Genomic DNA, 21424 nt, shown 5'->3' on the forward strand with positions numbered 1-21424 from the left:
GTTACAGCGGCAGGCCGCTGATGCTGCCGCCGTTCACGCCGCCCAGCAGGCCGCCGATCGGGCCGAGCGCGCCGGTGAGGCCGGACAGCGGGTTGTTCGGGCCGAGGTCGGCGCCGCCGAGGCGGTTGGCCGAGCCGTGCTCGGCCAGGCCCAGGACGTCGGTGCCGGGCAGGGCGGGCAGCGCGCGCGCGACGGAGCCGAGCGGCAGCGCGTCGGTGACGGCGTTGGTGCCGGGGACGGCGCCGGCGAGCTTGTCCGCGCCGGGCAGGCCCTGGGCGACGGAGCCGGTCTGGGCGAGCCCGCCGACCGGGCTGGCGGCGGCGCTGCGGGTGCCGACGCCCTTGCCGGTGACGGCCTCGCCGAGCTTGCCGGCCAGTGCGGAGGCGACCTTCGGGGTGACGGCGGAGAGCTGGCCGGTGGTGGCGGCGGTCTGGTCGACCGGGGCGGTCAGCGAGCTGGCCTTCTCGTTCGCCTCGGGGAGCTGGTGGGCGACGATGTTGCCGGCGGCGTCGGCGGAGGCCGGTACGCCCGCGGCGACGGTGGCGGCGCCGGTGGTGCCGGCGGCCTGGCCCAGCTGGTGGGTGGTGTGCTGGAGGGTGGAACCGGTGTCGGTGTTGGTCAGCTGGCCCAGCGGCGCGGCCAGGTCGCTCTTGGGCAGCAGGGCGTCGCCGCCCAGGGCGGATGCGGAGCCGGCCGCGACCAGCGGGGTCGCGCCGGCCGCCACGAGCAGCGCGGCGCTGGCGATCCGTCGCGTGAGGGGGTGAGACATGGGGCTCCTCGAAGGGTCTGGGTCCGTCATGTCCGCCGGGCGGACGACGGTGTTACCGCTTGAGAAGCCAGAAGGTTTCGGCCTGGGCAAGGAAAGTGTCTGACCGACCATCGGATCGTATGGCCGGCGTGGCGGCGTCCAGCGGGGCCCGTCCGGCCCGGTGGACCCGGCCCCGGGCAAGGGGAGTGACGGTTCTCCACCAGGGCCGCCACAGCGGGTGCCCGGTCCACCGGGGTTGACCGGGTTCACCCGTTCGGCGGCCACCCGCACGTCAGTGCGTCAGCCCTTGTCGGACGTGGCGAGGGTGACCTGAACCAGCTTGGTCGACGTTCCGGAGGTCTGCGGCTGCCAGCCGTCCTCCGACTTGGTCTTGCGCCAGATCTTCCCGTCGTAGGCGACCGTCGCGATGCCCAGCTGCTGGGCCTGGGCGACCGCCCAGTGGGCGACCTCCCAGCCGCTCGCCCGCTCGGCGCTGATCCCGCCGTCGGTCCCGTCGGTCGAGGAGGTCAGCGCGGCGGCGGACGGGTCCGGGGTGAGCGAGACCGCGTTCTCGGCGCCCTTGATGGTCGAGGCGTACCCGGTGGCCGGGGTCACGGTGCGGCCGAACTCGCGGCGCACCCGGTCGGACAGTGCCTGGGCCCGGTCCGGAGCGGCGGCCGGGGAGGCGGAGGCACCCGCCGTGGGGGAGGACGAGTCGGCCGGATCCGGCTTGGCGTAGTCGTGCACCACGCAGGAGAACGAACCGGGCTCCCGGCCGGCCAGCGCCGAGGTGAGCAGCGTCGCCTTGGTCTCGTGCTTGGCGTACGCCTGCGGGTAGCCGCTCTTCTGCACGGCCTGGGCCGCGTCGGTCAGCGGCAGCCGGGTGTAGCCGGGCACCTTGACCAGGCCGTCCAGGAACTTGTTGGTCGCGTAGACCGGGTCCCCGATCTGCTGCGCCGTGCCCCAGCCCATCGAGGGCCGCTGCTGGAACAGGCCGAGCGAGTCCCGGTCGCCGCCCGCGAGGTTGCGCAGCTTGGACTCCTGCATCGCGGTGGCCAGCGAGATGGCGGTCGCCCGGTCCGGCAGTCCGCGCGAGCGCGCCACCGCGGCGATCGTCGCGGCGTTGGCCGCCTGCGGGAGCTCCAGCGTGCCGCTGCCGGCCGCGGTCTTCACCGAGCAGCCCTCGGACTCGCTCTGCTTGAAGCCGAACCACCAGATGCCGACCACGGCCAGTCCCGCGACCAGCGCGAGGCCGAGCAGGCAGACGATCACGAGCAGCAGCGCGCGCAGTAGACCGCGGCGGGGGGGCGCCAACTCCTCGCCCAGTTCCTCGTCGCTCTTTCTCCTGGCCACCGTCGCCCCTCTCGTGCCTTGCTTCTTGATCCGACACCGTACCCACTCGGACGGGTGTGCGGCGCCACCCGGTTGCTGCTACCCGTCACGTTCCGTGTCACAGAACCGCCACGCAGTGCACATGCCGCGCGGACTAGGCTGGCGCCATGAGCAGCCCGAACCCGACGCCCCTGGACCTCACTCTCGACGGCGGCGCGCTGACCGCCCGGCTCGTCGACTTCCCGTCGGTGAGCGGCGACGAGCAGGCGCTCGCCGACGCCGTGGAGGCCGCGCTGCGCGGCTACCCGCACCTGACCGTGGACCGGTACGGCAACAACGTGGTCGCCCGCACCACCCTCGGCCGCCCCGAGCGCGTCCTGCTCGCCGGCCACCTGGACACCGTGCCGATCGCCGACAACGTGCCCTCCCACGTCGAGGGGGACCTGCTCTACGGCTGCGGCACCTCGGACATGAAGTCCGGCGTCGCCGTCCAGCTGCGGCTCGCCGCCACCCTGCCCGAGCCCAACCGCGACCTCACCTTCGTGTTCTACGACTGCGAGGAGGTGGAGGCCCACCGCAACGGCCTCGGCCACCTCGCCAAGGAGCACCCGGACTGGCTGGCCGCCGACTTCGCGGTGCTGATGGAGCCGAGCGGCGCGGTCGTCGAGGGCGGCTGCCAGGGCACCCTGCGGGCGCAGATCCGGCTCACCGGCGTGCGCGCGCACGCGGCCCGCAGCTGGCTCGGCGACAACGCCATCCACCACGCCGCCGAGGTGCTCGCCCGGCTCGCGGACTACCGGCCGCGCCGGGTGGAGATCGACGGTCTGGAGTACCGGGAGGGCCTGAACGCGGTCCGGATCGACGGCGGCGTGGCCGGCAACGTCATCCCGGACGAGTGCGTCGTGACGGTCAACTTCCGCTACGCGCCGGACCGCAGCGAGGCGGAGGCGGAGAAGCACGTGCGCGAGGTCTTCGACGGCTTCGAGCTGACCGTCACCGACTTCGCCCCGGGCGCGCTGCCCGGGCTCTCCCAGCCGGCCGCCCAGGCCTTCCTGGAGGCCATCGGCGGCCAGGCCCGGGCCAAGTTCGGTTGGACGGACGTCGCCCGGTTCAGCGCGCTGGGCGTCCCGGCGGTCAACTACGGCCCCGGTGACCCGAACCTCGCGCACAAGCGGGAGGAGCACTGCTCGCTGAGCGCCATCACCGAGACCGAGGACCGGCTGCGGGCCTGGCTGACCAGCTGAGGTGTCGCTCCGATGATCGGCCGGTCGGACCAGCCGATCATCGGCTGAGCGCCATCTTCCGGTCGCCCAACCGACCTTCCCCTGTTGCCTGAAAAGCGGGATCACCGGGCGTAGGGTTTCGTCATGACAGGCACAGGAGACGAAAAGCACTACGGACACGGCCCCGAGCAGGTCGGCGTGCCGCGGAAGAAGAAGGCCTGGCCCGAGAAGCAGAAGGGCCCGGTGCTGGTGCGCCGGGACCAGGTCGGCACGAGCACCACGGACCAGCGACTGCTGGACACCACGGGCCCGACCGACTGGCTGCACACCGATCCGTGGCGGGTGCTGCGGATCACCTCCGAGTTCGTGGAGGGCTTCGGCGCCCTCGCCGAACTCCCCGCCGCGATCAGTGTCTTCGGCTCGGCCCGGACCCCGGCCGACTCTCCCGAGTACGAGGCCGGCATGGCCATCGGCCGGGCCCTCGCCGAGGCCGGCTACGCGGTGATCACCGGCGGCGGCCCGGGCGCCATGGAGGCCGCCAACCGCGGCGCCTCCGAGGCCGGCGGCCTCAGCGTCGGCCTCGGCATCGAGCTGCCCTTCGAGCAGGGCCTCAACGAGTTCGTCGACCTCGGGCTGAACTTCCGTTACTTCTTCGTCCGCAAGACGATGTTCGTGAAGTACGCCCAGGGCTTCGTGGTCCTGCCCGGCGGGCTCGGCACGCTGGACGAGCTGTTTGAGGCGCTCACCCTGGTGCAGACGAAGAAGGTCACCCGCTTCCCGGTGATCCTCTTCGGCAGCGCGTACTGGGGCGGCCTCTACGAGTGGCTGAAGAACACCCTGGTCGCGCAGGGCAAGGCGGCCCCGCACGACCTGGAGCTGTTCCACATCACCGACGAGATCGACGAGGTCATGAAGATCCTCGCCGACGCCCGCCGGCCGACCAACGAGATCTAGGTCCTCCGGCCGGCTACGCCAGCCCCCGGCGGGCGACCGCCGGGGGGCGGGTGCCCCGGATCGAGGCGACCATGTCCAGCACCTGGCGGGTCTCCGCGACCTGGTGCACCCGGTAGACCTGCGCGCCCAGCCAGGCCGAGACCGCGGTGGTGGCCAGGGTGCCGAGCAGCCGCTCGTTCACCGGCCGGTCCAGCGTCTCGCCGACGAAGTCCTTGTTGGACAGCGAGACCAGCACCGGGAAGCCGGTCGCGGTCATCTCCGGCAGCCGCCGGGTGGCCTCCAGCGAGTGCCGGGTGTTCTTGCCGAAGTCGTGCCCCGGGTCGATGATCACCGCGTCCCGCCGCACACCGAGCCCCACCGCCCGCTCGGCCAGCCCGACGGTCACCCGCAGGATGTCCGCCATCACGTCCTGGTAGCCGATCCGGTGCGGGCGGGTGCGCGGCTCGGCGCCGCCCGCGTGCGTGCAGACCAGCCCGACGTCGTGGCGCGCGGCCACCTCGGCGAGCTTCGGGTCCACCCCGCCCCAGGCGTCGTTCAGCAGGTCGGCGCCCGCCGCGCAGACCGCCTCGCCGACCTCGTGCCGCCAGGTGTCGACGCTGATCACGGCGTCCGGGTGGCGCTTGCGCAGCTCGGCCACGAAGGGCACGGTGCGCCGCAGCTCCTCCTCCACCGTGACCTCGTCACCGGGCCCGGCCTTCACCCCGCCGATGTCCAGGATCGCCGCGCCCTCGGCCATCGCACGGTCGGCGGCGGCGAACGCGGCCTCGTCCGCGAAGGTCGCCCCCTTGTCGAAGAACGAGTCCGGCGTCCGGTTGACGATCGCCATGATCACCAGCTCGTCGTCACCGAATTCCCGCGGTCCCAGGCGCAGTGCCACCGATGTCTCCTCCACAGCTGCTGCGGGTGCGATGATGGCCCCCGGCCTCACAGGGACCATGCTGTCATGATCAGTTTGGTCGGGGGCACTTCGCAGCAGGCCGGCCGGGAGTTCGGGAGGACAGCTCGTGTTCTGGGTGATCGTGGTCGCCATGGCCGTGGTGGTCGGCGGCGCCGCGCTGGTGGCGCTCGGCGGGGGCGGCTCGATGCCGGAGGCGGTGCAGGACCGCATCGCCGCCCGGCTGCCGCAGGAGCGTCCGCTGAGCAAGGCGGACGTGGACGACCTGCGGCTGCCGATGGCCGTCCGCGGCTACCGGATGGACGAGGTCGACGACGTCCTGGACCGGCTCGGCGCCGAACTCGCCTACCGCGACTCGCGGATCGCCGAACTGGAGGCCGCCGCCCACCTGCGCGGCGCGGTCGAGGCGACCAACGGCCCGGACGCCGGCGCCGAACCGCTGCCCGGCCTGGAGGAGTTCGCCAGGGTGGTCGAGCCGGCCGTCGCGCTCACCAAGGAGCGGCCCGAGGACGCGAAGCCGGTGAAGGAGCAGTGACCGCTCCCGCCGAGGGCGCGGTGCTCGGTGCGGACGGCCTGCGCCGTTGCGCCTGGGGCGAGTCGACCGACGACTACCGGGCCTACCACGACACCGAGTGGGGCCGCCCGGTGCACGGCGACGACGCCCTGTTCGAGCGGGTCTGCCTGGAGGCGTTCCAGTCCGGGCTGTCCTGGCTGACCATCCTGCGCCGCCGGGAGGGCTTCCGGTCCGGGTTCGCCGGCTTCGAGATCGCCAAGGTCGCCGAGTTCGGCGAGGCGGACGTGGAGCGGCTGCTCGCCGACACCGGCATCATCCGCAACCGGGCCAAGATCGAGGCCGCCATCGCCAACGCCCGGGTCGCCCGCGACCTGGACGGCGGTCTGGACGCGCTGATCTGGCGGTTCGCCGGAGCCCCGGACCGGCCGGCCCCCCGCACGATGGGGGAGGTGCCGGCCGTCACGCCCGAGTCGACCGCACTCGCGAAGGCGCTGAAGAAGGAGGGCTTCCGCTTCGTCGGCCCGACCACCGCCTACGCCCTGATGCAGGCCTGCGGCCTGGTCGACGACCACCTGGCGGACTGCCACGTCCGCACCGCGCTCGGGGGCCGGGGCAGCCGTTAGGGCACGGCCTAGCGGCCCAGGTAGGTCGGCTTCTCCTTGGCGATGAAGGCGCGGACCGCGATCCGGTGGTCCTCGCTCTCGCCGGCCAGGGTCTGCAGCTCGTCCTCCTTGTCGAGCAGTTCGTCCAGCGAGTGCGAGGCGCCGTACGCCAGCGACTCCTTGATGGCGCCGTAGGCCACCGTGGGGCCCGCGGCCAGCTCCCGGGCGAAGCCCCGCGCGGTGGCGGCGAGCTCCTCGGCGGGCACCACCTTGGTGGCCAGGCCCAGCTCCACCGCCTCGGCGGCCTTGACCGTCCGGGGCAGCATCAGCAGCTCGGTGGCCCTGGCGTGCCCGACCAGCCGGGGCAGCGTCCAGGAGGCGCCCGAGTCGGCGGTCAGGCCGATCCCGGCGAAGGCGGTGTTGAAGCCGGCCCGGTCGGAGAGGACCCGGAAGTCGCAGGCGAAGGCCAGCGAGGCGCCCGCGCCGGCCGCCACCCCGCCGACCGCGGCGACGGTCGGCTTGCGCATCCCGGCCAGCGCCCGCACCAGCGGGTTGTAGTGCTCGGCCACGGTGCCCAGCGGGCTCTGGCCGGTCTCCTCGGCCCGCTTCAGCGCCGTCAGGTGCTCGTTCAGGTCCTGCCCGACGCAGAACGCGCGCTCGCCCGCCCCGGTCAGCAGCACCGCGCGCACCGCCGGGTCCGCGGCCGCGGCGGTCACGGCGTCCCGCAGCGCGACCTTGGTCGCGACGTCCAGGGCGTTCATCGCCTCCGGGCGGTTGATGGTGATGACGGCCAGGCCGCCGTCCAGCTCGTACAGCACGGAATCGGACATGGGCGAGGGCTCCCCGGGATCGGCTCGGTGTCGGTCGTGTGCCAGGATGCCGGAGCGGACGGCCGGGTGGGGAGTGTGAGGTATCGCACCTTCCGACGGCCTGCGCACCGCCGCCACGCCGGGGCTTATGGCGGCAATTGCGGCGGTTGGGGGCGGTCCGGCCGATGTTGCACCGAGAGTGATGTTGGTCATCAGGCCGTGGCATGCGGGATAATGGCTTCCGATCAATGCGTTCGATACCGGCGGTGGACGGACTGCCGGTGCGTAGCTGAGCGGTTGCAGGAAGGGGAACGAGCATGGCGGCCATGAAGCCGCGGACGGGTGACGGCCCGCTCGAAGTCACCAAAGAGGGACGGGGCATCATCATGCGCGTTCCGCTCGAAGGCGGCGGACGCCTTGTGGTGGAGCTCACGCCTGACGAGGCCGACGCCCTCGGCGAGGCCCTGAAGAAGGCCTGCGGCTGACCGCAGCGGGTGCTCGTCATCTCCTGGAGATGTGCTGCCGGGCCCGGGTACGACGTCACGTCGGCCCGGGCCCCGCGACGTTCCGGGGCCCTGCGCGCCAGGCGGCCGAGACCGCCTGACGGCCCTACCGCCTGACGGCCCTACCGCCTGACGGCCCTACCGCTTGACGGCCCTACCGCTTGATGGCGCAGAGCAGCCCGTCCGAGACCGGCAGCAGCGCCGGCAGCAGCGCCTCGCTCTCCCGGACGTCCCGGACCAGGTCGCGCACCGCGCCCGTCTGGGGGTCCTGCAGCTCCGGCTCGGCCAGCCGGCCTTCCTGGAACACCCCCTCGAAGCAGACCATCCCGCCCGGCCGCAGCAGCCGCAGCGCCTCCAGCAGGTACTCCCGGGACTCGGCCGGGTCGCCGTCGCAGAACACCAGGTCGTACTGGCCGTCGGCGAGCCGGGGCAGCACCTCCAGCGCCCGGCCCGGTATGAACCGCGAGCGGTTGGTCGCGAATCCGGCCGCGTGGTACGCCTCGCGGGCCAACTGCTGGCGCACCGGTTCCGAGTCCACCGTGGTGAGCACGCCGTCCGGCCGCATGCCGCGCAGCAGGTAGACCCCGGAGACGCCCGTCCCGGTGCCGATCTCGGCCACCGCCTTGGCGTCCAGTGCCGCGGCCAGCAGCCGCAGGCACGCCCCGCCGCTGGGCCCGATCGCCCGTATCCCGGTGCGCGCGGACTGCGCCCGGGCGTAGGTCAGCACCGCGTCCTCGCCGACGTAGGTGTCGGCGAGGGCCACACGCGCGGGCCCGAACTCGCTGATGGCTGCCTCTTTCGGAGCCCCGGGTTACGGCCCGGTGCCGAGGGAAGTCGATATTTCCTGGCACAGATTACTGGCCGACCGGGAACCGCGTACGGCGGCGGGCCGTTGTGACGAAGGACCGGGTACGGGAGACCTCCCGGGCACTTTTATCCGGGCTTGACGGGTGAGGTGGATATGGTGGTGGCCCTGCTGGGCAGAAGAGCCGACCGAGGAGGTGTGGCCGAGGGCGACGTCCCCGTGCGGCGGCACTCCCGCGGCACCGCGTCGGCCCGTACGCCGAAGCCCGTGATGAACCAGCCTGCGCACTCCGACCTGGACCAGCCCGCCGCCGCGACGCCGGCCGCCGGTACCACCGAGGCCCCCGCCCTCGCGACCTTCACCGAGGGCCCCGACGCGCAGACCTGGACTCCGCCCTCCTGGGAGGAGATCGTCGAGGCGCACAGCGCCCGGGTCTACCGCCTCGCGTACCGCCTGACGGGCAACCAGCACGACGCCGAGGACCTCACCCAGGAGGTCTTCGTCCGGGTGTTCCGTTCGCTGTCCACCTACACCCCCGGCACGTTCGAGGGCTGGCTGCACCGGATCACCACCAACCTGTTCCTGGACATGGTCCGCCGCCGCCAGCGCATCCGCTTCGACGCGCTCGGCGAGGACGCGGCCGAGCGGCTCGCCTCCCGCGAGCCCAGCCCGGCCCAGCACTTCAGCGACACCCACTTCGACGCCGACGTGCAGCACGCCCTGGACACCCTCGCCCCGGAGTTCCGCGCCGCCGTGGTGCTCTGCGACATCGAGGGCCTGTCCTACGAGGAGATCGCCGCCACGCTGGGCGTCAAGCTCGGCACCGTCCGCAGCCGCATCCACCGAGGCCGCTCGCACCTGCGCGCCGCGCTCAAGCACCGTGCCCCCGGCTCGGCCCCCGGGCGCGAGCGCCGCGGGGGCTCGGAGGAGCCGGTGCCGGTCGGCGCCGCCGCCGAGGGCGCGCCCGCGCCGGGTGTGCGCGGACGGAGGCGATCGTGAGCGGAACCGGCCGGTCCGGGCCGGGCCAGTCGGACGCGTCCGGCCGGTCGGCGGCCAGGCGGGGCTGGGCCCTGCCCGGCCGCCGCGGCGCCGAGGAACCGGGCGAGCCCGTCCTGCCCGCGCTCCCGCTGCCGGGCGAGACGGCGCTGCGCGCGGTGCCGGTGCGCCCCGCCGAGCCCGCCGCCGAGGAGCACCACCTCGGCGAGCGCCTCTCCGCGTTCCTGGACGGCGAACTCGGCCACGACTCGCGCGAGCGCGTCCAGGCCCACCTGGCGACCTGCCCGCAGTGCCTCGCCGAGGTCGACGCGGGCCGGGCCGTCAAGCACCTCTTGACCCGTACCGGCACCCCGGGCCCCTCCTCCGGCCTGATGGCCCGCCTGATGGCCGTCGGAGCCCTTCCCGAGGACGATCCGGCGGACGCCGGCTGGCCCGTCGGCCGCGGCAGCCGCGGTGACGACGACGACCTGCCCGGCGGCGGGGTCGCGGCCGGCGGCACGCTCGGCGGCAGCCGGCTCACCGGCGGCTCCTTCGGCCGCGGCGCCGGCGCCTCCTTCGGCGCGGGCGCGCTCGGCGCCGACACCCCGGTGCCCGGGGTCGACCCGCGGGCGTTCGGGCGCGGCGGCGCGGTGCTGCGGCCGCTGATGGCCCGGCGCAACGGCCGCCCCGAGACCGCGGCCCGCCCCGAGACCCCCGTCCGGCCCCGTCCGGCGGCCGCCGCCGCCTCCGTCCGCTCCGCCGCGCCGCGCGGGCGCCGCTTCGTCTTCGCCGCCGCGGGCGCCTTCTCGGTCGCCGCGGTCACGCTCGGCGGGGTCGGTGGCCTCGGCACGCAGAGCGAGGACCAGCACGGCAACCCGGTCAGCACGGTCGGCAACACCGGCGGCACGGGCCGCTCCGGGGGCCTGGTCCCGATGACCGCGCAGATCCCGGTGGACTTCCCGGCCCACCCCGTCGCCGCGACCCGCGACGCGACGCCGCCGCCGGCCCCGGACCGCAACCCGGGCGGCCTGCCCGCGCTGCGCCAGCAGATCCGCTAGAACGCCGCTCGCGCCCCGGTGCCGACGACCTCGGCCATCGGCAGGTCTTTACCACGGCTTCATCACAGCGTGGGCCCTGGACCCGCCGATGGCCATTACCCTGTAGGGACCGTCGTCCGACGAGCTAGGGAGCTTAGGTGTTCAGCGATGTGGGCGGGCTGGAGATCCTGACCCTGGCCGTGATGGCGATCATCATCTTCGGCCCCGACAAGCTGCCGAAGCTGATCCAGGACACCATGGGCTTCATCCGGAAGATCCGTTCCTTCGCCGACAACGCGAAGGAGGACATCCGCAGCGAGCTGGGTCCCGAGTTCAAGGACTTCGAGTTCGAGGATCTGAACCCCAAGACCTTCGTCCGCAAGCAGCTCATGGGCGGCGAGGAGGACCCGCTGGGCCTCAAGGAGATGAAGGACTCGCTCGACATCCGCTCCGTCCTGGACGACAAGCCGGCGGCGCCGGTGAACGGCCGCAACGGCAGCGTCAGCTTCGAGAAGGCCGCCGCCGCCCCGGTGGCCGCCTCCGCCGGGGCGCCGTTGCAGCCCGGCGAGCGGCCCCCGTTCGACCCCGACGCGACCTGACCGGCCCCCGGTCACGCCCCGTACCACCACGCCACCGCCCCGCCCGGCCGCCCGGCTGAGCGGGGCGGTGGCGTGCGCGCCGCTATTGTGCTGATTGTTCCCGCCGAGCCGTCCGTCACGTTCCGCGCTGTCGCGGACCAGGAGCGGCTCCCGGGAACGCCGCGGTACGCCACGATGGGAGCGCGCCACGGCAGGCAAACGTGTGTTTGAGGAGGCCCGGGGATGGACGCGACGAGTCAGGCGGTGGGGACGACGGCCACGGCCGGCGGCCCGGTGGTCGGCGGGCAGGCCGGCCCGGCGGACCCGCTGGTGCCCTACCTGTCCGCCGACTTCCCCTGGTACGGCCTGGACGACGGCTGGACCGGCCGCCGCTACCTGATGCAGGCCGGCGCAGGCGGCCCCCGGGCCGGGGCGGCCGGCAACGTCGACTACGGCACCCTCGGCCACGGCGAGGAGCCGGCCAGGCAGTACGAGCCGCGCGACATGCGCAGGTTCGCGGTCGTGGTCACGGTGGCCCGCCGGGACAGCCGCCGCAGCGCCGACAACACCGGCACCCTGGAGGCGACCTCCGCCTCCTCCGCCGCCTGGCTGGCCGGCTCGGGCCTGCTCGCCTCGACCTGGCCCGGCCAGCTCGACCGCGCGCTGCGCCAGGACTGGCTGGACCAGCAGAGCACCCTCGCGTGGGACCTCGCCGACGATCTGGCCGGCCCCGGCTGGTCCACCCTCAGCCTCCCGGTGAACGGCCTGCCGCAGCCCTTCCGCTACCGCGAGTCCGAGTACGGCTGGGTGCTCGCCGGCGAGGCCCCCGGCGTCCTGCTCGGCGCCTACGGCCGCGGCGTCAGCGCCTACGGCGCCGGCTTCGCCACCGTCCCCGACCTGACCGCCTACACCCGGCCCTGACGTCGGTCCCCGACGGACACGGTGACGTCCCGTCACCGGCTGCGGGCAGAGGCGAACGGGCCGGGTGCACCGCACCCGGCCCGTGGTGTCCGCCGACGTCAGAACTTGTTCTTCGGGGTCAGCCCGAGGGAGAGCCCGGAGAGGCCGCGCTGGCGGCCGCCGAGCTTGCCGGCGACGGCGCGCAGGGCGGCGCCGGCCGGGGAGTCGGGGGCGGCGAGCACGACCGGGCGGCCGTCGTCGCCGCCCTCGCGCAGGCGCACGTCGATCGGGATCGAGCCGAGCACCGGGACGGTCGCGCCGACGGTGCGGGTGAGCGCGTCCGCGACGGTCTGGCCGCCGCCGGTGCCGAAGACGTCGATCATCTCGTCGCAGTGCGGGCACGGCATGCCGGACATGTTCTCGATCACGCCGACGATCTTCTGGTGGGTCTGCACCGCGATGGTGCCGGCCCGCTCGGCCACCTCGGCGGCGGCCATCTGCGGGGTGGTGACGATCAGGATCTCCGCGTTGGGGACCAGCTGGGCCACCGAGATCGCGATGTCGCCGGTACCGGGCGGCAGGTCCAGCAGCAGCACGTCCAGGTCGCCCCAGTAGACGTCGGCGAGGAACTGCTGGAGCGCGCGGTGCAGCATCGGGCCGCGCCAGACCACCGGGGCGTTGCCCGGGGTGAACATGCCGATCGAGATGACCTTCACGCCGTGCGACTGCGGCGGCATGATCATGTCCTGGACCTGGGTGGGCCGGCCCTCGACGCCGAGCATGCGGGGCACGCTGTGGCCGTAGATGTCGGCGTCCACGACGGCGACCTTCAGGCCGTCGGCGGCCATCGCGGCGGCCAGGTTGACCGTCACGGAGGACTTGCCGACGCCGCCCTTGCCGGAGGCGACGGCGTAGACCCGGGTCAGCGTGCCCGGCTTGGCGAACGGGATCTCCCGTTCGGGGGCGCCGCCGCGCAGCAGCTGGGAGAGCTCCTTGCGCTGCTCGTCGCTCATCACGTCGAGCTCGACCTCGACGCCGGTCACACCGGGGACGCGGCCGACGGCTTCGCGGACCCGGGTGACGATGGTGTCGCGCATCGGGCAGCCGGAGACGGTCAGGTAGACCGCGACGCGCACCGCGCCGTCCTCGGCGATCCCGACCGATTTCACCATGCCGATCTCGGTGATCGGGCGGTTGATCTCCGGGTCGTTGACGGTCGCCAGCGCCTGGCGTACGGACTCCTCCGTGACGCCGGCCGCGACCTCTGTCTCGTTGGCCATGTCTTGATGGTACGGCGCTCGGGGGATCCCCTAACCCGCCGGTAGCGTGCCGCCGGTCACAGGGTCTCGCGGGCCTCCCGGCGCTCCTCGATCTCCTTGAGCAGGGACTGCAGTTCGGAGCGGATGAAGTCCCGTGTGGCGACCTCGCCGAGCCCGTGCCGCAGTGCCGCGACCTCGCGGGTCAGGTACTCGGTGTCCGCGATGTTGCGGTCGCTGCGGGCCCGGTCCTGCTCCATGTTGACCCGGTCCCGGTTGTCCTGGCGGTTCTGCGCGAGCAGGATCAGCGGGGCCGCGTAGGAGGCCTGGAGGGACAGCACCAGGGTGAGGAAGATGAAGGGGTAGCTGTCGAAGCGCGCGCTGTCCGGCAGCAGGGTGTTCCAGGCCACCCAGATGATGATCACCACCGTCATCCAGACGATGAAGCGACCGGTGCCCAGGAATCGCGCGATCCGTTCGGAGAGCTTGCCGAACGCCTCCGGATCGTAGGCGGGCAGGGAGATCAGGCCGGGCCGGGCGGTGCGGGGCTGGTCGAGCCGGCTGCGGGCCGGGCCAGCCACGGAGATCTCGGCGCGCCGGTCCCGGCCGCCTTCGCGGCCGCGCAGCTGGCGCAGTTCCCGCAGTTCCCGCAGTTCGCTCTGGAGGCGTTGGCGGGGGGACTCGTCCCGCCGCCCCTTGCGGTCAGCGTCCACCGTGCACCTCTTCCCTCGGGTCGTCCGTGTCGTCGTGGCCGTGCAGGACGGACTCGCGCCAGTCCTCCGGCAGCAGGTGGTCGAGCACGTCGTCGACGGTCACCGCGCCGAGCAGGTGGTCGGCCTCGTCGACGACCGGCGCGGACACCAGGTTGTAGGTCGCCAGGTAGCTGGTGATCAGCGACAGCGGGGTGTCCGGCGGCAGCGGGTCCAGATCGTCGTCGACCAGCGAGCCGACCAGCACGTACGGCGGCTCGCGCAGCAGCCGCTGGAAGTGCACGGTGCCCAGGTACTTGCCGGTCGGGGTCTCGTTCGGCGGCCGGCAGACGTACACCTGCGCGGCGAGCGCGGGCTTGTGGTCGGAGACCCGGATGCGGGCGAGCGCCTCGGCCACGGTCGCGTCCGGCTCCAGCACGACCGGCTCGGTGGTCATCAGACCGCCGGCGGTGTTCTCCTCGTACGACAGCAGGCGGCGGACGGGCTCGGCCTCGTCCGGTTCCATCAGCTGGAGCAGCCGCTCGGCCTCGTCGTCGGGCAGTTCGGAGAGCAGGTCGGCGGCGTCGTCCGGGTCCATCGCCTCCAGGACGTCGGCGGCGCGTTCGTCCTTGAGCTTGCCGATGATCTCGACCTGGTCGTCCTCGGGCAGCTCCTCCAGGACGTCGGCGAGCCGCTCGTCGTCGAGCGCGGCGGCCACTTCGGCGCGGCGCTTGGCGGACAGGTGGTGCATGACGCTGGCGAGGTCGGCGGCGCGCAGCTGGTCGAAGGTGGCGAGCAGGTTGGCGGCGCCCTGGTCCTGCTCGGGCAGCGTGAAGCCGGTGACGTCCTGCCAGTCCAGGGTGAGCCGCTCGCCCTTGCCCTTGCGCAGCCGGCCGGCCCGGCCGATCTGGACGAAGACCTTGCTGATCTCCCACTCGCGCAGCCGGGTCTGCACCATCCCGACGTCCAGCACGGTGACGTCCTCGCCGGTCTTGGACCAGGTGACGGTGCGGTCCAGCAGTTCGGCGAGCACCAGGGTCTCGGACGGGCGCTGCTCGAAGCGCCGCAGGTTGATCACGCCGGTGGTGAGCACCTGGCCGGACTCCAGGCTGGTCACCCGGGTCATCGGCAGGAAGATCCGGCGCCGGCCGACCACCTCGACCACCAGGCCCAGGACCCGCGGCGGGCGGCCGCCGAGCCGCAGCGCGACGACGACGTCACGGACCCGGCCGACCTGGTCGCCGTTCGGGTCGAAGACGGCGAGGGCGGAGAGATGGGAGATGAAGACCCGGGTGCCTGGCCCTGCCATGAACTCCCTCGACTCGTTCGATGCCGTGCCGGGTACGCCGGGGCGCACCTGCGGCCAAGGCTACCCGCGGGTCGCGGGCCCGGCCCGACGAGGCACGGTACACAGCCGAGGAGTCCCGGGCGTGAATCTTTAGCGGCGCTTGAACAGCAGTTTGGGCAGACCGGCCGGGACGGGGCGGCGGGTGGTGGCCGGGGTGGGCATCGGCTGGGCGGCGTGCGAGTCGTCCGGCATCGAGCCCGGACGCTCGGTCAGTGCCCCGGCGGGCTCCAGCCGCAGCACCCGGCACTCGCGGGTCCAGCGGTCGGTGATGGTGTCGGTGTCGGGCGCGTTCAGCCGCTTGCCCTTGAGCTCCTCGACGGCGCCCAGCCAGGCCTCGCCGCCCGGGGCCAGCTCCGAGACCCGGGCGCTCCAGCCGGTCAGCCGGCCGCCCTTGTCCTTGCTGCGGACGGTCACCACCGCGCCGGATCCGGCGGCCAGGCCGTGCAGCGGCTGCTCGCCGCCGTCGCCGACCACCACCACGGCGCCGTCGTACCAGGCGTGCCAGAGCGGGCGGGCCTGCTCCTGGCCGTCCGCGCGGACCCAGAGCAGGCCGGACTTCTTCGCGGCCTCCTCCAGCAGGGCCTGGTCGAGGAAGTCGTCGGCGGTCGTGGCGGCGGGCGTACGGTCCATGGCGCCCAGCGTACGACCTTCGCCGTCCACGAGTTGTCTCAGCCGTCGGGCGACAGTCCCATCGGCTTTCCACGGGCCTTACCGTAGGAGCGCCCAGCTCAGCCCTACGTGACCAGCCCTACATGACCAGCAGAGGAGCGCCGTGCCCGCCGCCCGGCCCGCGACCGCCCCCGCACCAGCCGCCGCCACCACCGAGCCGGCGCACCCGCTCCCCACCGTCGACCTGCTGCTGCTCGCCGTCTCGATCGCCGGCATCTCGCTGTCCGGCCCGTTGATCAGCGCCACCGCCGCGCCCGCGCTGGCGATCGCGCTCTGGCGCAACGTCATGTCGGTCGGCGTCCTCGGCCCGTACGCGCTGCTGCGCCACCGCGCCGAGCTGCGCGGGATCGGCCGCCGGGCGCTGCTGCTCGCGATCGCGGCCGGCGGGCTGCTCGCCGTGCACTTCGCGCTCTGGATGCCCAGCCTGCGGATGACCTCGGTGGCCTCGGCGACCGCCCTGGTCACCACCACCCCGCTGTGGACCATCCTGCTGATGCGGCTGTTCGGCGTCCGCGCCCCCCGGATGGTCTGGCTCGGTACGGGCGTGGCCTTCGCCGGCGTGCTGGTGCTGACCGGCGTCGACCTCTCGCTCTCCCCGCGCGCGCTGCTCGGCGACGCGCTCGCCCTCGGCGCGGGCCTGGCCGCGGCCGGGTACCTGCTGCTGGGCGCGGAGGTCCGCAAGACCGTCAGCACCACCGCGTACACCCTGATCTGCTACGCCACCACGGCGGTGGGCCTGCTGGTGATCTGCCTGGTCGCCGGGACGCCGCTGGCCGGCTGGCCGGCCGGGGTGTGGTGGCAGATCGTGCTGCTGATGGTCGCCGCCCAGCTGCTCGGCCACTCGCTGAGCAACCGCGTGGTGCGCACCCTCGGCCCGTCGGTCACCTCCACCGCGATCCTGCTGGAGACCCCGGGCGCGGCCCTGATCGCCGCCCTCTGGCTCGGCCAGTGGCCCCCGGTGGCGGCCTGCCCGGCGGTGGTGCTGATCCTGGTGGGCCTGGTCCTGGTCGCCCGCGGCGGTCGGCGGTAGTGGCGCGCCGGGCGGATCGCGGCGCTACAGCCAGCCGTTGCGGCGGAAGCCCCGGTACATCCCGACGCAGATCAGGATGATGGCGCCGAGCACCATCGGATAGCCGTACTTGTGGTGCAGCTCGGGCATGTACTCGAAGTTCATGCCGTACACGCCGGTGATCATGGTGGGCACGGCGAAGATCGCGGCCCAGGCAGTGATCTTGCGCATGTCCTCGTTCTGCGCCACCGAGACCTGCGCCAGGTTGGCCTGGAGCAGCGAGTTCAGCAGCTCGTCGAAGCCGTGCACCTGCTCGGTGACCCGGGCCAGGTGGTCGGCGACGTCCCGGAAGTACTTCTGGATGTCCGGGTCGACGAGGCGCTGCAGCGGCTCGGACAACTGCTGCATCGGGCGCAGCAGCGGCACCACGGCGCGCTTGAACTCCAGCACCTCGCGCTTGAGTTGGTACACCCGGCCGACGTCGGCGCTGCGTCCGCCCTTGGCCGAGAAGACGCCGTACTCGATCTCGTCCACGTCGTTCTGCAGCCGCTCGGAGACCAGCAGGTAGTTGTCCACGACGTGGTCGGCGATCGCGTGCAGCACCGCGGACGGGCCCTTGGCGAGCAGCCCGGACTCGTCCGCGTCGGCCTCCAGCCGGTGCCGCAGCTCCTGCAGCGAGCCGTGGCCGCCGTGCCGGACGGTGATCACGAAGTCCCGCCCGGCGAAGACCATCAGCTCCCCGGTCTCCACCACCTCGCTGGTCGGGGTGAGCTGGTCGTGCTCGACGTAGCGGATGGTCTTGAAGACGGCGAACAGCACGTCGTCGTAGCGCTCGACCTTGGGCCGCTGGTGCGCGTGCACCGCGTCCTCGACCGCGAGCGGGTGCAGGCCGAAGCGCTGGGCGATGCCCTCGAACTCGGCCTCGGTCGGCTCGTGCAGCCCGATCCAGCTGAACGAGCCGTCCCCGTCCGGGAGTTGGTGTGAGGCCTTGATCCGGCGGGCGGCCTCGCGGGGGCTGCACGTCTCGCCGTGGCGCTTGCCGTGCTGGTACACCGCGCAGTCGACGACCGCGGAGCCGGCGCCCACCGGGACGGCGTCGTACGCGCCGACCGCGGAACGGCGGCGGTTGGTGCGGACGGCGGCGCGCAGGCTGTTGATCATCGACATGGCAGGCTCCCTGGAACAGGAGCCGCCGCACAGCGGCGTCAGGCCCCCCGGGTCGGAAGGCCGGGGGAGGAACGGGCGGCCGTGGTGCGACGGCGAAGAACACCGGTGAAGGGGGGTGAGGGTGCTCTCCCGGCCGGTTCGTCCGCGTCCGGCCTGCCCGGGCTACCTCGGCTGGTTCAGCCGGTTCAGCCTGCGTGGCGAGGGGTACGGGGAAGTCGGGGCCGGGTAGAGCTGCCGGTACTGCATGGTCGGCCGGTATCCACCGCAACCACCTCCTTCGTGCCGCCGCCCCGGGAACCTGAGGATTCCCGGTGGCCAGTCGCTCACCCTAACATCTGACCGACCATCGGCGCCCCGGGCTTTCCCGAGGCTTTGCCCGGGCCGCCCGCACGCGGCCGGCCGGCCCCCGGGGGTTACGCTCACCGGCATGGCGCACGACTTCCCGCTCTTCGGCGACCCCCACGGCGGCAGCTCCCCGGCGCTCTCCCGGGAGGCGGTGCTGGCCGCCGTCGAGGCCCGGCTGATCACCACCTTCGGCGAGCCGAGCGGCCGCGCCGCGGTCACCTTCCTCGGCACCGACCGGATCGAGGTGCTGCGCTTCGGCCCGGACGCCGACGGCCTGGTCCGGTACGCGACGCTCGGCATGTCCGCCGCGTCGATGGCCGACCCGACCGCACCGGTCGCCGACCAACTGCGCGGCCCGCGCGCCGAACTGGTGCTGACCGTCCGTGGCGGGCGCGACAGCGTGCTGCGCAGTCTGGCCACCCTGGCCGCGACCCCGCAGGTCGAGGGCCTGGTGGTGGCCCCGGGCGGCTCGCTGGACCTCGGCGCCCCGCTGTGGGACGGCGCGCCGTTCACCTCGGTGCTGGCCGCCGAGCCGGGCGGTCTGGTGCCGGACCTGGAGCTGGAAGACCCGGCCGACCCGGTCCGCTTCCTGCCGTTGCTGCCCATGACGCCCAACGAGGCCGGCTGGAAGCGGGTGCACGGCGCGGCCGCGCTCCAGGAGCGCTGGCTGAACCAGGGCGCCGACCTGCGCGACCCGGACCGCCGCGGCGTCCGGCTGGACTGACCGGGGCTCAGACCAGGGGTGGCCCCCGGCCCGGCCCCGCGCTCCCGCCGAGCCCCCGCACCCCGGCGTGCGGCCCTCAGCCGCCGATCGGCTTCGCGCCGGTGGCCTGTGCGAGCAGCGCCTCGTACACCGCGGGATCGGTGGTGTGCTCGCCGAGCCGGACGGTCTTGCGGCTGCCGTGGTAGTCGCTGGAGCCGGTGACCAGCAGCCCCAACTCGCCGGCCAGGCCGCGCAGCCGTACCCGGGTCTCCTCGTCGTGGTCGGTGTGGTCGACCTCCAGCGCCGCCAGCCCGGCCGCTGCGAGGTCGGCGATCACCTGGTCCGGGACGGTCCGTCCGCGCTTGACCGCGCCGGGGTGGGCGAACACCGGCACCCCGCCGGCCGCCCGGACTAGCCGGACCGCCTCGATCGGGTCGGTCTCGTGCTTGCGGACGTCCGCCCGGGCGCCGTTGGCCAGCCACTCGGCGGTGAAGGCGTCCGAGACGGTGGCCACCACGCCCGCCTCGACCAGCGCGCTGGCGATGTGCGGGCGCCCGACCGAGCCGGCCCCGGCGATCCGCTGCACCTGCTCCCAGCTGATGTCCGCGCCGAGTTCGCGGCAGCGCTCGACGATCGCCCGCCCGCGCCGGAACCGGTCGGTGCGCACCAGCTCCCGCTCGCGCGCGAACTCCGGCTCGTTCGGGTCGAACAGGTACGCCAGCAGGTGCATGCTGACGCCGTCCACCACGCAGGACAGCTCGGCCCCCGGGACGACGGTCAGCCGGTTGCCGGCCGGCAGCGCGCGCACCGCCTCGGCGGCCTCGGCGTGGCCCGCGACGGTGTCGTGGTCGGTGAGCGCCACGACATCGAGGCCCGCGGCCACGGCCGCCGCGACCAGCTCGGTCGGGCTGTCGGTGCCGTCGGAGGCGTTGCTGTGGGCGTGCAGGTCGATGCGCACGGGGCGGACTCCTGGAGGCTCGGGGTGCCGCCCAGGATAGGACAGGTGCGGGACACGCCCCAGGGCGTGTCCCGCCGCGAACTGTCAGACACGCCCTAGCCCAGCAGGCGGGGGGAGAGGGCCCCGCAGGGGAGCAGGTCCAGTTCGGCGCCGGCCTCGCGCAGGTCGGTGAGGACGAGTTCGTCGTACATCACCAGGGCGGACTGCTCGGGCCAGGCGATCGCCCAGAGCCAGAGGCCGCGGGCCTCGCCGACGAACACCGCGCGGTCGATCGGGGCGTCCGGGACGTGGAACATGGGGGTGGGCCGCCCGGCGGCCAGCAGTTTGGCGTCGGCGGGCTTGTAGAGGCCGACGGAGTCGCCCGGATCGGGCCCGGGCATCCCGGCGTAGCGGGCGCCGAGGCCGACACCCAGCTCTTCGGCGACCAGCACCAGTTCGCCGAAGCCGCCGAGCGGGGCCGGTCCGGAGCAGGCGACGGCGGTGGCCCGGGCGCCGGAGACGTCGTCGCCGACGTGTGCGATGCCGGTGTAGAGCCAGCCGACCGGGAGCGGCCAGGGCAGCCAGACGGGGACCTGTGAGCGGGCGACGGCGACGCCCAGGGCTTCGACGCTCGGTGGCAGCACGGGCTGCATCGGGTGCACGGCTCCGTGCCGGTCGCACTGCCAGGTGTCTGAGAACAGACCGGGGGCGCGGACCCGACCGGCGCACCTCGGGCAGCTGGGCTCGCCCCTCATAGCCGACAACGCTCCTCCCTCCGGACCGCCGCGTCAAGGACGATCACCCGTACGGAGGGCTCGGCGGCACCTGTCGGTGGTGGGGCCCGTCCGGCGCGGGGTGGGGCGCGGTACGGGCGGTTCCCGTTGGGGGATGTCCCGTGGCGGGCGGCGGCAAACGTCGACGGGCGCAGGGCCCGGACGCACTGACGCCCCGTCATCGGCGATCGCGGTGACGGGGCGTCAGTCGGGTATCGGAACGTCCGGATCGGACGCTCCCGGCTCGTCGGCGGCGGGTGGGGGCTCCCGGTCGGAGGCGCCGCGCGTGGTCAGACGGTCGGGCACGGGCGGATGAGCAGGCGCTCACCGGTGCGGGCGGCGGCCTGGACGAACTCGCGGACGGTCTCGGCGTCGGCTATCAGGCGGTCGGCGGCGGAGCCGTTGGTGTCATCCAGTCGGACGATCTCGAAGCGCATGGTCTTCGTCATGGGCGTCTCCTTTCCTGGCCCCGTCGGTCGGGGCGATTGCGGCTGAGTGGGTACCAGCCCTTTTGGGGTCCTACGGGTCCGGCGGTACGGCCGGATCGTTCGGTTCGTACGTGCGGCGGTCTGCTGCGGCAAGGGCTCCCCCTGCTTGCCCGATGCGTCTGGTGCCTCGTGAACCACGGTGACGTGGTGGTGCTTCCGGGCCGT

Annotated in this window: 24 protein-coding genes; 11 read left to right on the plus strand and 13 right to left on the minus strand. The window is 73.8% G+C overall.

From position 1 onward, the window contains the following. Position 1: 1 nt before the first annotated feature. Positions 2–769, minus strand: coding sequence for a hypothetical protein (locus ACIPLC_RS21580; RefSeq protein WP_400474612.1), 768 nt, complete (start codon positions 767–769; stop codon positions 2–4). Positions 770–1048: 279 nt separating this feature from the next. Beyond that, a complete protein-coding gene (locus ACIPLC_RS21585) occupies positions 1049–2101 on the minus strand; it encodes a hypothetical protein (protein WP_400474613.1) in 1053 nt (350 codons plus the stop codon). 146 nt (positions 2102–2247) lie between these two features. On the opposite strand from ACIPLC_RS21585, the gene dapE reads away from it, so the two are divergent. Both dapE and ACIPLC_RS21595 read left to right on the plus strand, forming a co-directional pair. Beyond that, positions 2248–3324, plus strand: a complete 1077-nt coding sequence (gene dapE, locus ACIPLC_RS21590) for a succinyl-diaminopimelate desuccinylase (protein WP_400474614.1) — start codon at positions 2248–2250, stop codon at positions 3322–3324. 123 nt (positions 3325–3447) lie between these two features. Further along, positions 3448–4257 (plus strand): TIGR00730 family Rossman fold protein, encoded by an 810-nt coding sequence (locus ACIPLC_RS21595; RefSeq protein ID WP_400474615.1) that lies wholly within the window; start codon positions 3448–3450, stop codon positions 4255–4257. Between the two features lie 13 nt (positions 4258–4270). Here ACIPLC_RS21595 and folP read toward each other — a convergent pair whose 3' ends face one another. Continuing rightward, positions 4271–5083 (minus strand): dihydropteroate synthase, encoded by an 813-nt coding sequence (folP, locus tag ACIPLC_RS21600; protein ID WP_400474661.1) that lies wholly within the window; start codon positions 5081–5083, stop codon positions 4271–4273. 178 nt (positions 5084–5261) lie between these two features. On the opposite strand from folP, the gene ACIPLC_RS21605 reads away from it, so the two are divergent. Further along, positions 5262–5687 (plus strand): DivIVA domain-containing protein, encoded by a 426-nt coding sequence (locus ACIPLC_RS21605; RefSeq protein WP_400474616.1) that lies wholly within the window; start codon positions 5262–5264, stop codon positions 5685–5687. Then, entirely contained in the window at positions 5684–6289 is a 606-nt protein-coding gene (locus ACIPLC_RS21610) for a DNA-3-methyladenine glycosylase I (protein ID WP_400474617.1), read from the plus strand. The genes ACIPLC_RS21605 and ACIPLC_RS21610 overlap by 4 nt, the downstream gene beginning before the upstream one ends. An 8-nt stretch (positions 6290–6297) precedes the next feature. Here the strand turns inward: ACIPLC_RS21610 and ACIPLC_RS21615 are convergent, their stop codons facing one another. Then, positions 6298–7098 (minus strand): enoyl-CoA hydratase-related protein, encoded by an 801-nt coding sequence (locus ACIPLC_RS21615; protein ID WP_400474618.1) that lies wholly within the window; start codon positions 7096–7098, stop codon positions 6298–6300. Between the two features lie 296 nt (positions 7099–7394). On the opposite strand from ACIPLC_RS21615, the gene ACIPLC_RS21620 reads away from it, so the two are divergent. Then, positions 7395–7562, plus strand: coding sequence for a DUF3117 domain-containing protein (locus tag ACIPLC_RS21620; RefSeq protein ID WP_014137929.1), 168 nt, complete (start codon positions 7395–7397; stop codon positions 7560–7562). 172 nt (positions 7563–7734) lie between these two features. On the opposite strand, the gene ACIPLC_RS21625 is transcribed toward ACIPLC_RS21620, so the two are convergent. After that, positions 7735–8343, minus strand: coding sequence for an O-methyltransferase (locus ACIPLC_RS21625; RefSeq protein ID WP_400474619.1), 609 nt, complete (start codon positions 8341–8343; stop codon positions 7735–7737). A gap of 312 nt (positions 8344–8655) precedes the next feature. Between ACIPLC_RS21625 and sigE the strand changes: the two genes are divergently transcribed. The 4 genes from sigE to ACIPLC_RS21645 all read left to right on the plus strand — a co-directional run bounded on the left by sigE (position 8656) and on the right by ACIPLC_RS21645 (position 11896). Next, complete coding sequence (sigE, locus tag ACIPLC_RS21630) at positions 8656–9384, plus strand: RNA polymerase sigma factor SigE (RefSeq protein ID WP_400474662.1); 729 nt, start codon at positions 8656–8658, stop codon at positions 9382–9384. After that, on the plus strand, positions 9381–10418 hold the full coding sequence (locus tag ACIPLC_RS21635; RefSeq protein ID WP_400474620.1) for a zf-HC2 domain-containing protein: 1038 nt from the start codon (positions 9381–9383) through the stop codon (positions 10416–10418). The genes sigE and ACIPLC_RS21635 overlap by 4 nt, the downstream gene beginning before the upstream one ends. 137 nt (positions 10419–10555) lie before the next feature. Further along, the gene (locus ACIPLC_RS21640) at positions 10556–10996 is read left to right on the plus strand and encodes a sec-independent translocase (RefSeq protein WP_400474621.1); all 441 of its coding nucleotides are present in this window, start codon (positions 10556–10558) and stop codon (positions 10994–10996) included. Positions 10997–11218: 222 nt separating this feature from the next. Further along, positions 11219–11896, plus strand: coding sequence for a hypothetical protein (locus ACIPLC_RS21645; protein ID WP_400474622.1), 678 nt, complete (start codon positions 11219–11221; stop codon positions 11894–11896). A 98-nt stretch (positions 11897–11994) separates the two neighbouring features. On the opposite strand, the gene ACIPLC_RS21650 is transcribed toward ACIPLC_RS21645, so the two are convergent. From ACIPLC_RS21650 to ACIPLC_RS21665, 4 genes are all read right to left on the minus strand, one after another. Then, positions 11995–13155 (minus strand): Mrp/NBP35 family ATP-binding protein, encoded by a 1161-nt coding sequence (locus tag ACIPLC_RS21650; protein ID WP_063347929.1) that lies wholly within the window; start codon positions 13153–13155, stop codon positions 11995–11997. Positions 13156–13211: 56 nt separating this feature from the next. Beyond that, positions 13212–13784: a DUF1003 domain-containing protein gene (locus ACIPLC_RS21655; protein ID WP_400474663.1), complete on the minus strand. Its 573-nt coding sequence runs from the start codon at positions 13782–13784 to the stop codon at positions 13212–13214. 49 nt (positions 13785–13833) lie between these two features. Beyond that, positions 13834–15129, minus strand: coding sequence for a magnesium transporter MgtE N-terminal domain-containing protein (locus ACIPLC_RS21660; protein WP_400474623.1), 1296 nt, complete (start codon positions 15127–15129; stop codon positions 13834–13836). 129 nt (positions 15130–15258) lie between these two features. Then, the gene (locus ACIPLC_RS21665) at positions 15259–15798 is read right to left on the minus strand and encodes a hypothetical protein (protein WP_400474624.1); all 540 of its coding nucleotides are present in this window, start codon (positions 15796–15798) and stop codon (positions 15259–15261) included. Between the two features lie 142 nt (positions 15799–15940). On the opposite strand from ACIPLC_RS21665, the gene ACIPLC_RS21670 reads away from it, so the two are divergent. Then, positions 15941–16867, plus strand: a complete 927-nt coding sequence (locus ACIPLC_RS21670) for a DMT family transporter (RefSeq protein WP_400474625.1) — start codon at positions 15941–15943, stop codon at positions 16865–16867. 24 nt (positions 16868–16891) lie between these two features. Here the strand turns inward: ACIPLC_RS21670 and corA are convergent, their stop codons facing one another. Next, positions 16892–18013, minus strand: coding sequence for a magnesium/cobalt transporter CorA (corA, locus tag ACIPLC_RS21675; protein ID WP_400474626.1), 1122 nt, complete (start codon positions 18011–18013; stop codon positions 16892–16894). A gap of 427 nt (positions 18014–18440) precedes the next feature. Here corA and ACIPLC_RS21680 point away from each other — a divergent pair, with 427 nt between their 5' ends. After that, positions 18441–19082, plus strand: coding sequence for a suppressor of fused domain protein (locus ACIPLC_RS21680; protein ID WP_400474627.1), 642 nt, complete (start codon positions 18441–18443; stop codon positions 19080–19082). A 76-nt stretch (positions 19083–19158) separates the two neighbouring features. Here ACIPLC_RS21680 and ACIPLC_RS21685 read toward each other — a convergent pair whose 3' ends face one another. From ACIPLC_RS21685 to ACIPLC_RS21695, 3 genes are all read right to left on the minus strand, one after another. Continuing rightward, the gene (locus ACIPLC_RS21685; RefSeq protein WP_400474628.1) at positions 19159–20019 is read right to left on the minus strand and encodes a PHP domain-containing protein; all 861 of its coding nucleotides are present in this window, start codon (positions 20017–20019) and stop codon (positions 19159–19161) included. 95 nt (positions 20020–20114) lie between these two features. After that, positions 20115–20753 carry a DUF6758 family protein gene (locus ACIPLC_RS21690; protein ID WP_400474629.1) on the minus strand — a complete coding sequence of 213 codons (639 nt, stop codon included), beginning with the start codon at positions 20751–20753 and terminating at the stop codon, positions 20115–20117. Between the two features lie 308 nt (positions 20754–21061). Then, positions 21062–21220, minus strand: a complete 159-nt coding sequence (locus ACIPLC_RS21695) for a hypothetical protein (protein ID WP_400474630.1) — start codon at positions 21218–21220, stop codon at positions 21062–21064. Positions 21221–21424 lie beyond the last annotated feature (204 nt).

The sequence above is a fragment of the Kitasatospora sp. NPDC086801 genome, from assembly GCF_044745805.1.
GTDB lineage: Bacteria > Actinomycetota > Actinomycetes > Streptomycetales > Streptomycetaceae > Kitasatospora.

Coding starts and splice junctions, on each gene's coding strand:
- ACIPLC_RS21665 (WP_400474624.1), bottom strand. CDS start 15,798: ATGGACCGTACGCCCGCCGCCACGACCGCCGACGACTTCCTCGACCAG.
- dapE (WP_400474614.1), top strand. CDS start 2,248: ATGAGCAGCCCGAACCCGACGCCCCTGGACCTCACTCTCGACGGCGGC.
- ACIPLC_RS21695 (WP_400474630.1), bottom strand. CDS start 21,220: ATGACGAAGACCATGCGCTTCGAGATCGTCCGACTGGATGACACCAAC.
- sigE (WP_400474662.1), top strand. CDS start 8,656: ATGAACCAGCCTGCGCACTCCGACCTGGACCAGCCCGCCGCCGCGACG.
- corA (WP_400474626.1), bottom strand. CDS start 18,013: ATGTCGATGATCAACAGCCTGCGCGCCGCCGTCCGCACCAACCGCCGC.
- ACIPLC_RS21660 (WP_400474623.1), bottom strand. CDS start 15,129: ATGGCAGGGCCAGGCACCCGGGTCTTCATCTCCCATCTCTCCGCCCTC.
- folP (WP_400474661.1), bottom strand. CDS start 5,083: ATGGCGATCGTCAACCGGACGCCGGACTCGTTCTTCGACAAGGGGGCG.
- ACIPLC_RS21650 (WP_063347929.1), bottom strand. CDS start 13,155: ATGGCCAACGAGACAGAGGTCGCGGCCGGCGTCACGGAGGAGTCCGTA.
- ACIPLC_RS21595 (WP_400474615.1), top strand. CDS start 3,448: ATGACAGGCACAGGAGACGAAAAGCACTACGGACACGGCCCCGAGCAG.
- ACIPLC_RS21690 (WP_400474629.1), bottom strand. CDS start 20,753: ATGAGGGGCGAGCCCAGCTGCCCGAGGTGCGCCGGTCGGGTCCGCGCC.
- ACIPLC_RS21620 (WP_014137929.1), top strand. CDS start 7,395: ATGGCGGCCATGAAGCCGCGGACGGGTGACGGCCCGCTCGAAGTCACC.
- ACIPLC_RS21580 (WP_400474612.1), bottom strand. CDS start 769: ATGTCTCACCCCCTCACGCGACGGATCGCCAGCGCCGCGCTGCTCGTG.
- ACIPLC_RS21645 (WP_400474622.1), top strand. CDS start 11,219: ATGGACGCGACGAGTCAGGCGGTGGGGACGACGGCCACGGCCGGCGGC.
- ACIPLC_RS21680 (WP_400474627.1), top strand. CDS start 18,441: ATGGCGCACGACTTCCCGCTCTTCGGCGACCCCCACGGCGGCAGCTCC.
- ACIPLC_RS21615 (WP_400474618.1), bottom strand. CDS start 7,098: ATGTCCGATTCCGTGCTGTACGAGCTGGACGGCGGCCTGGCCGTCATC.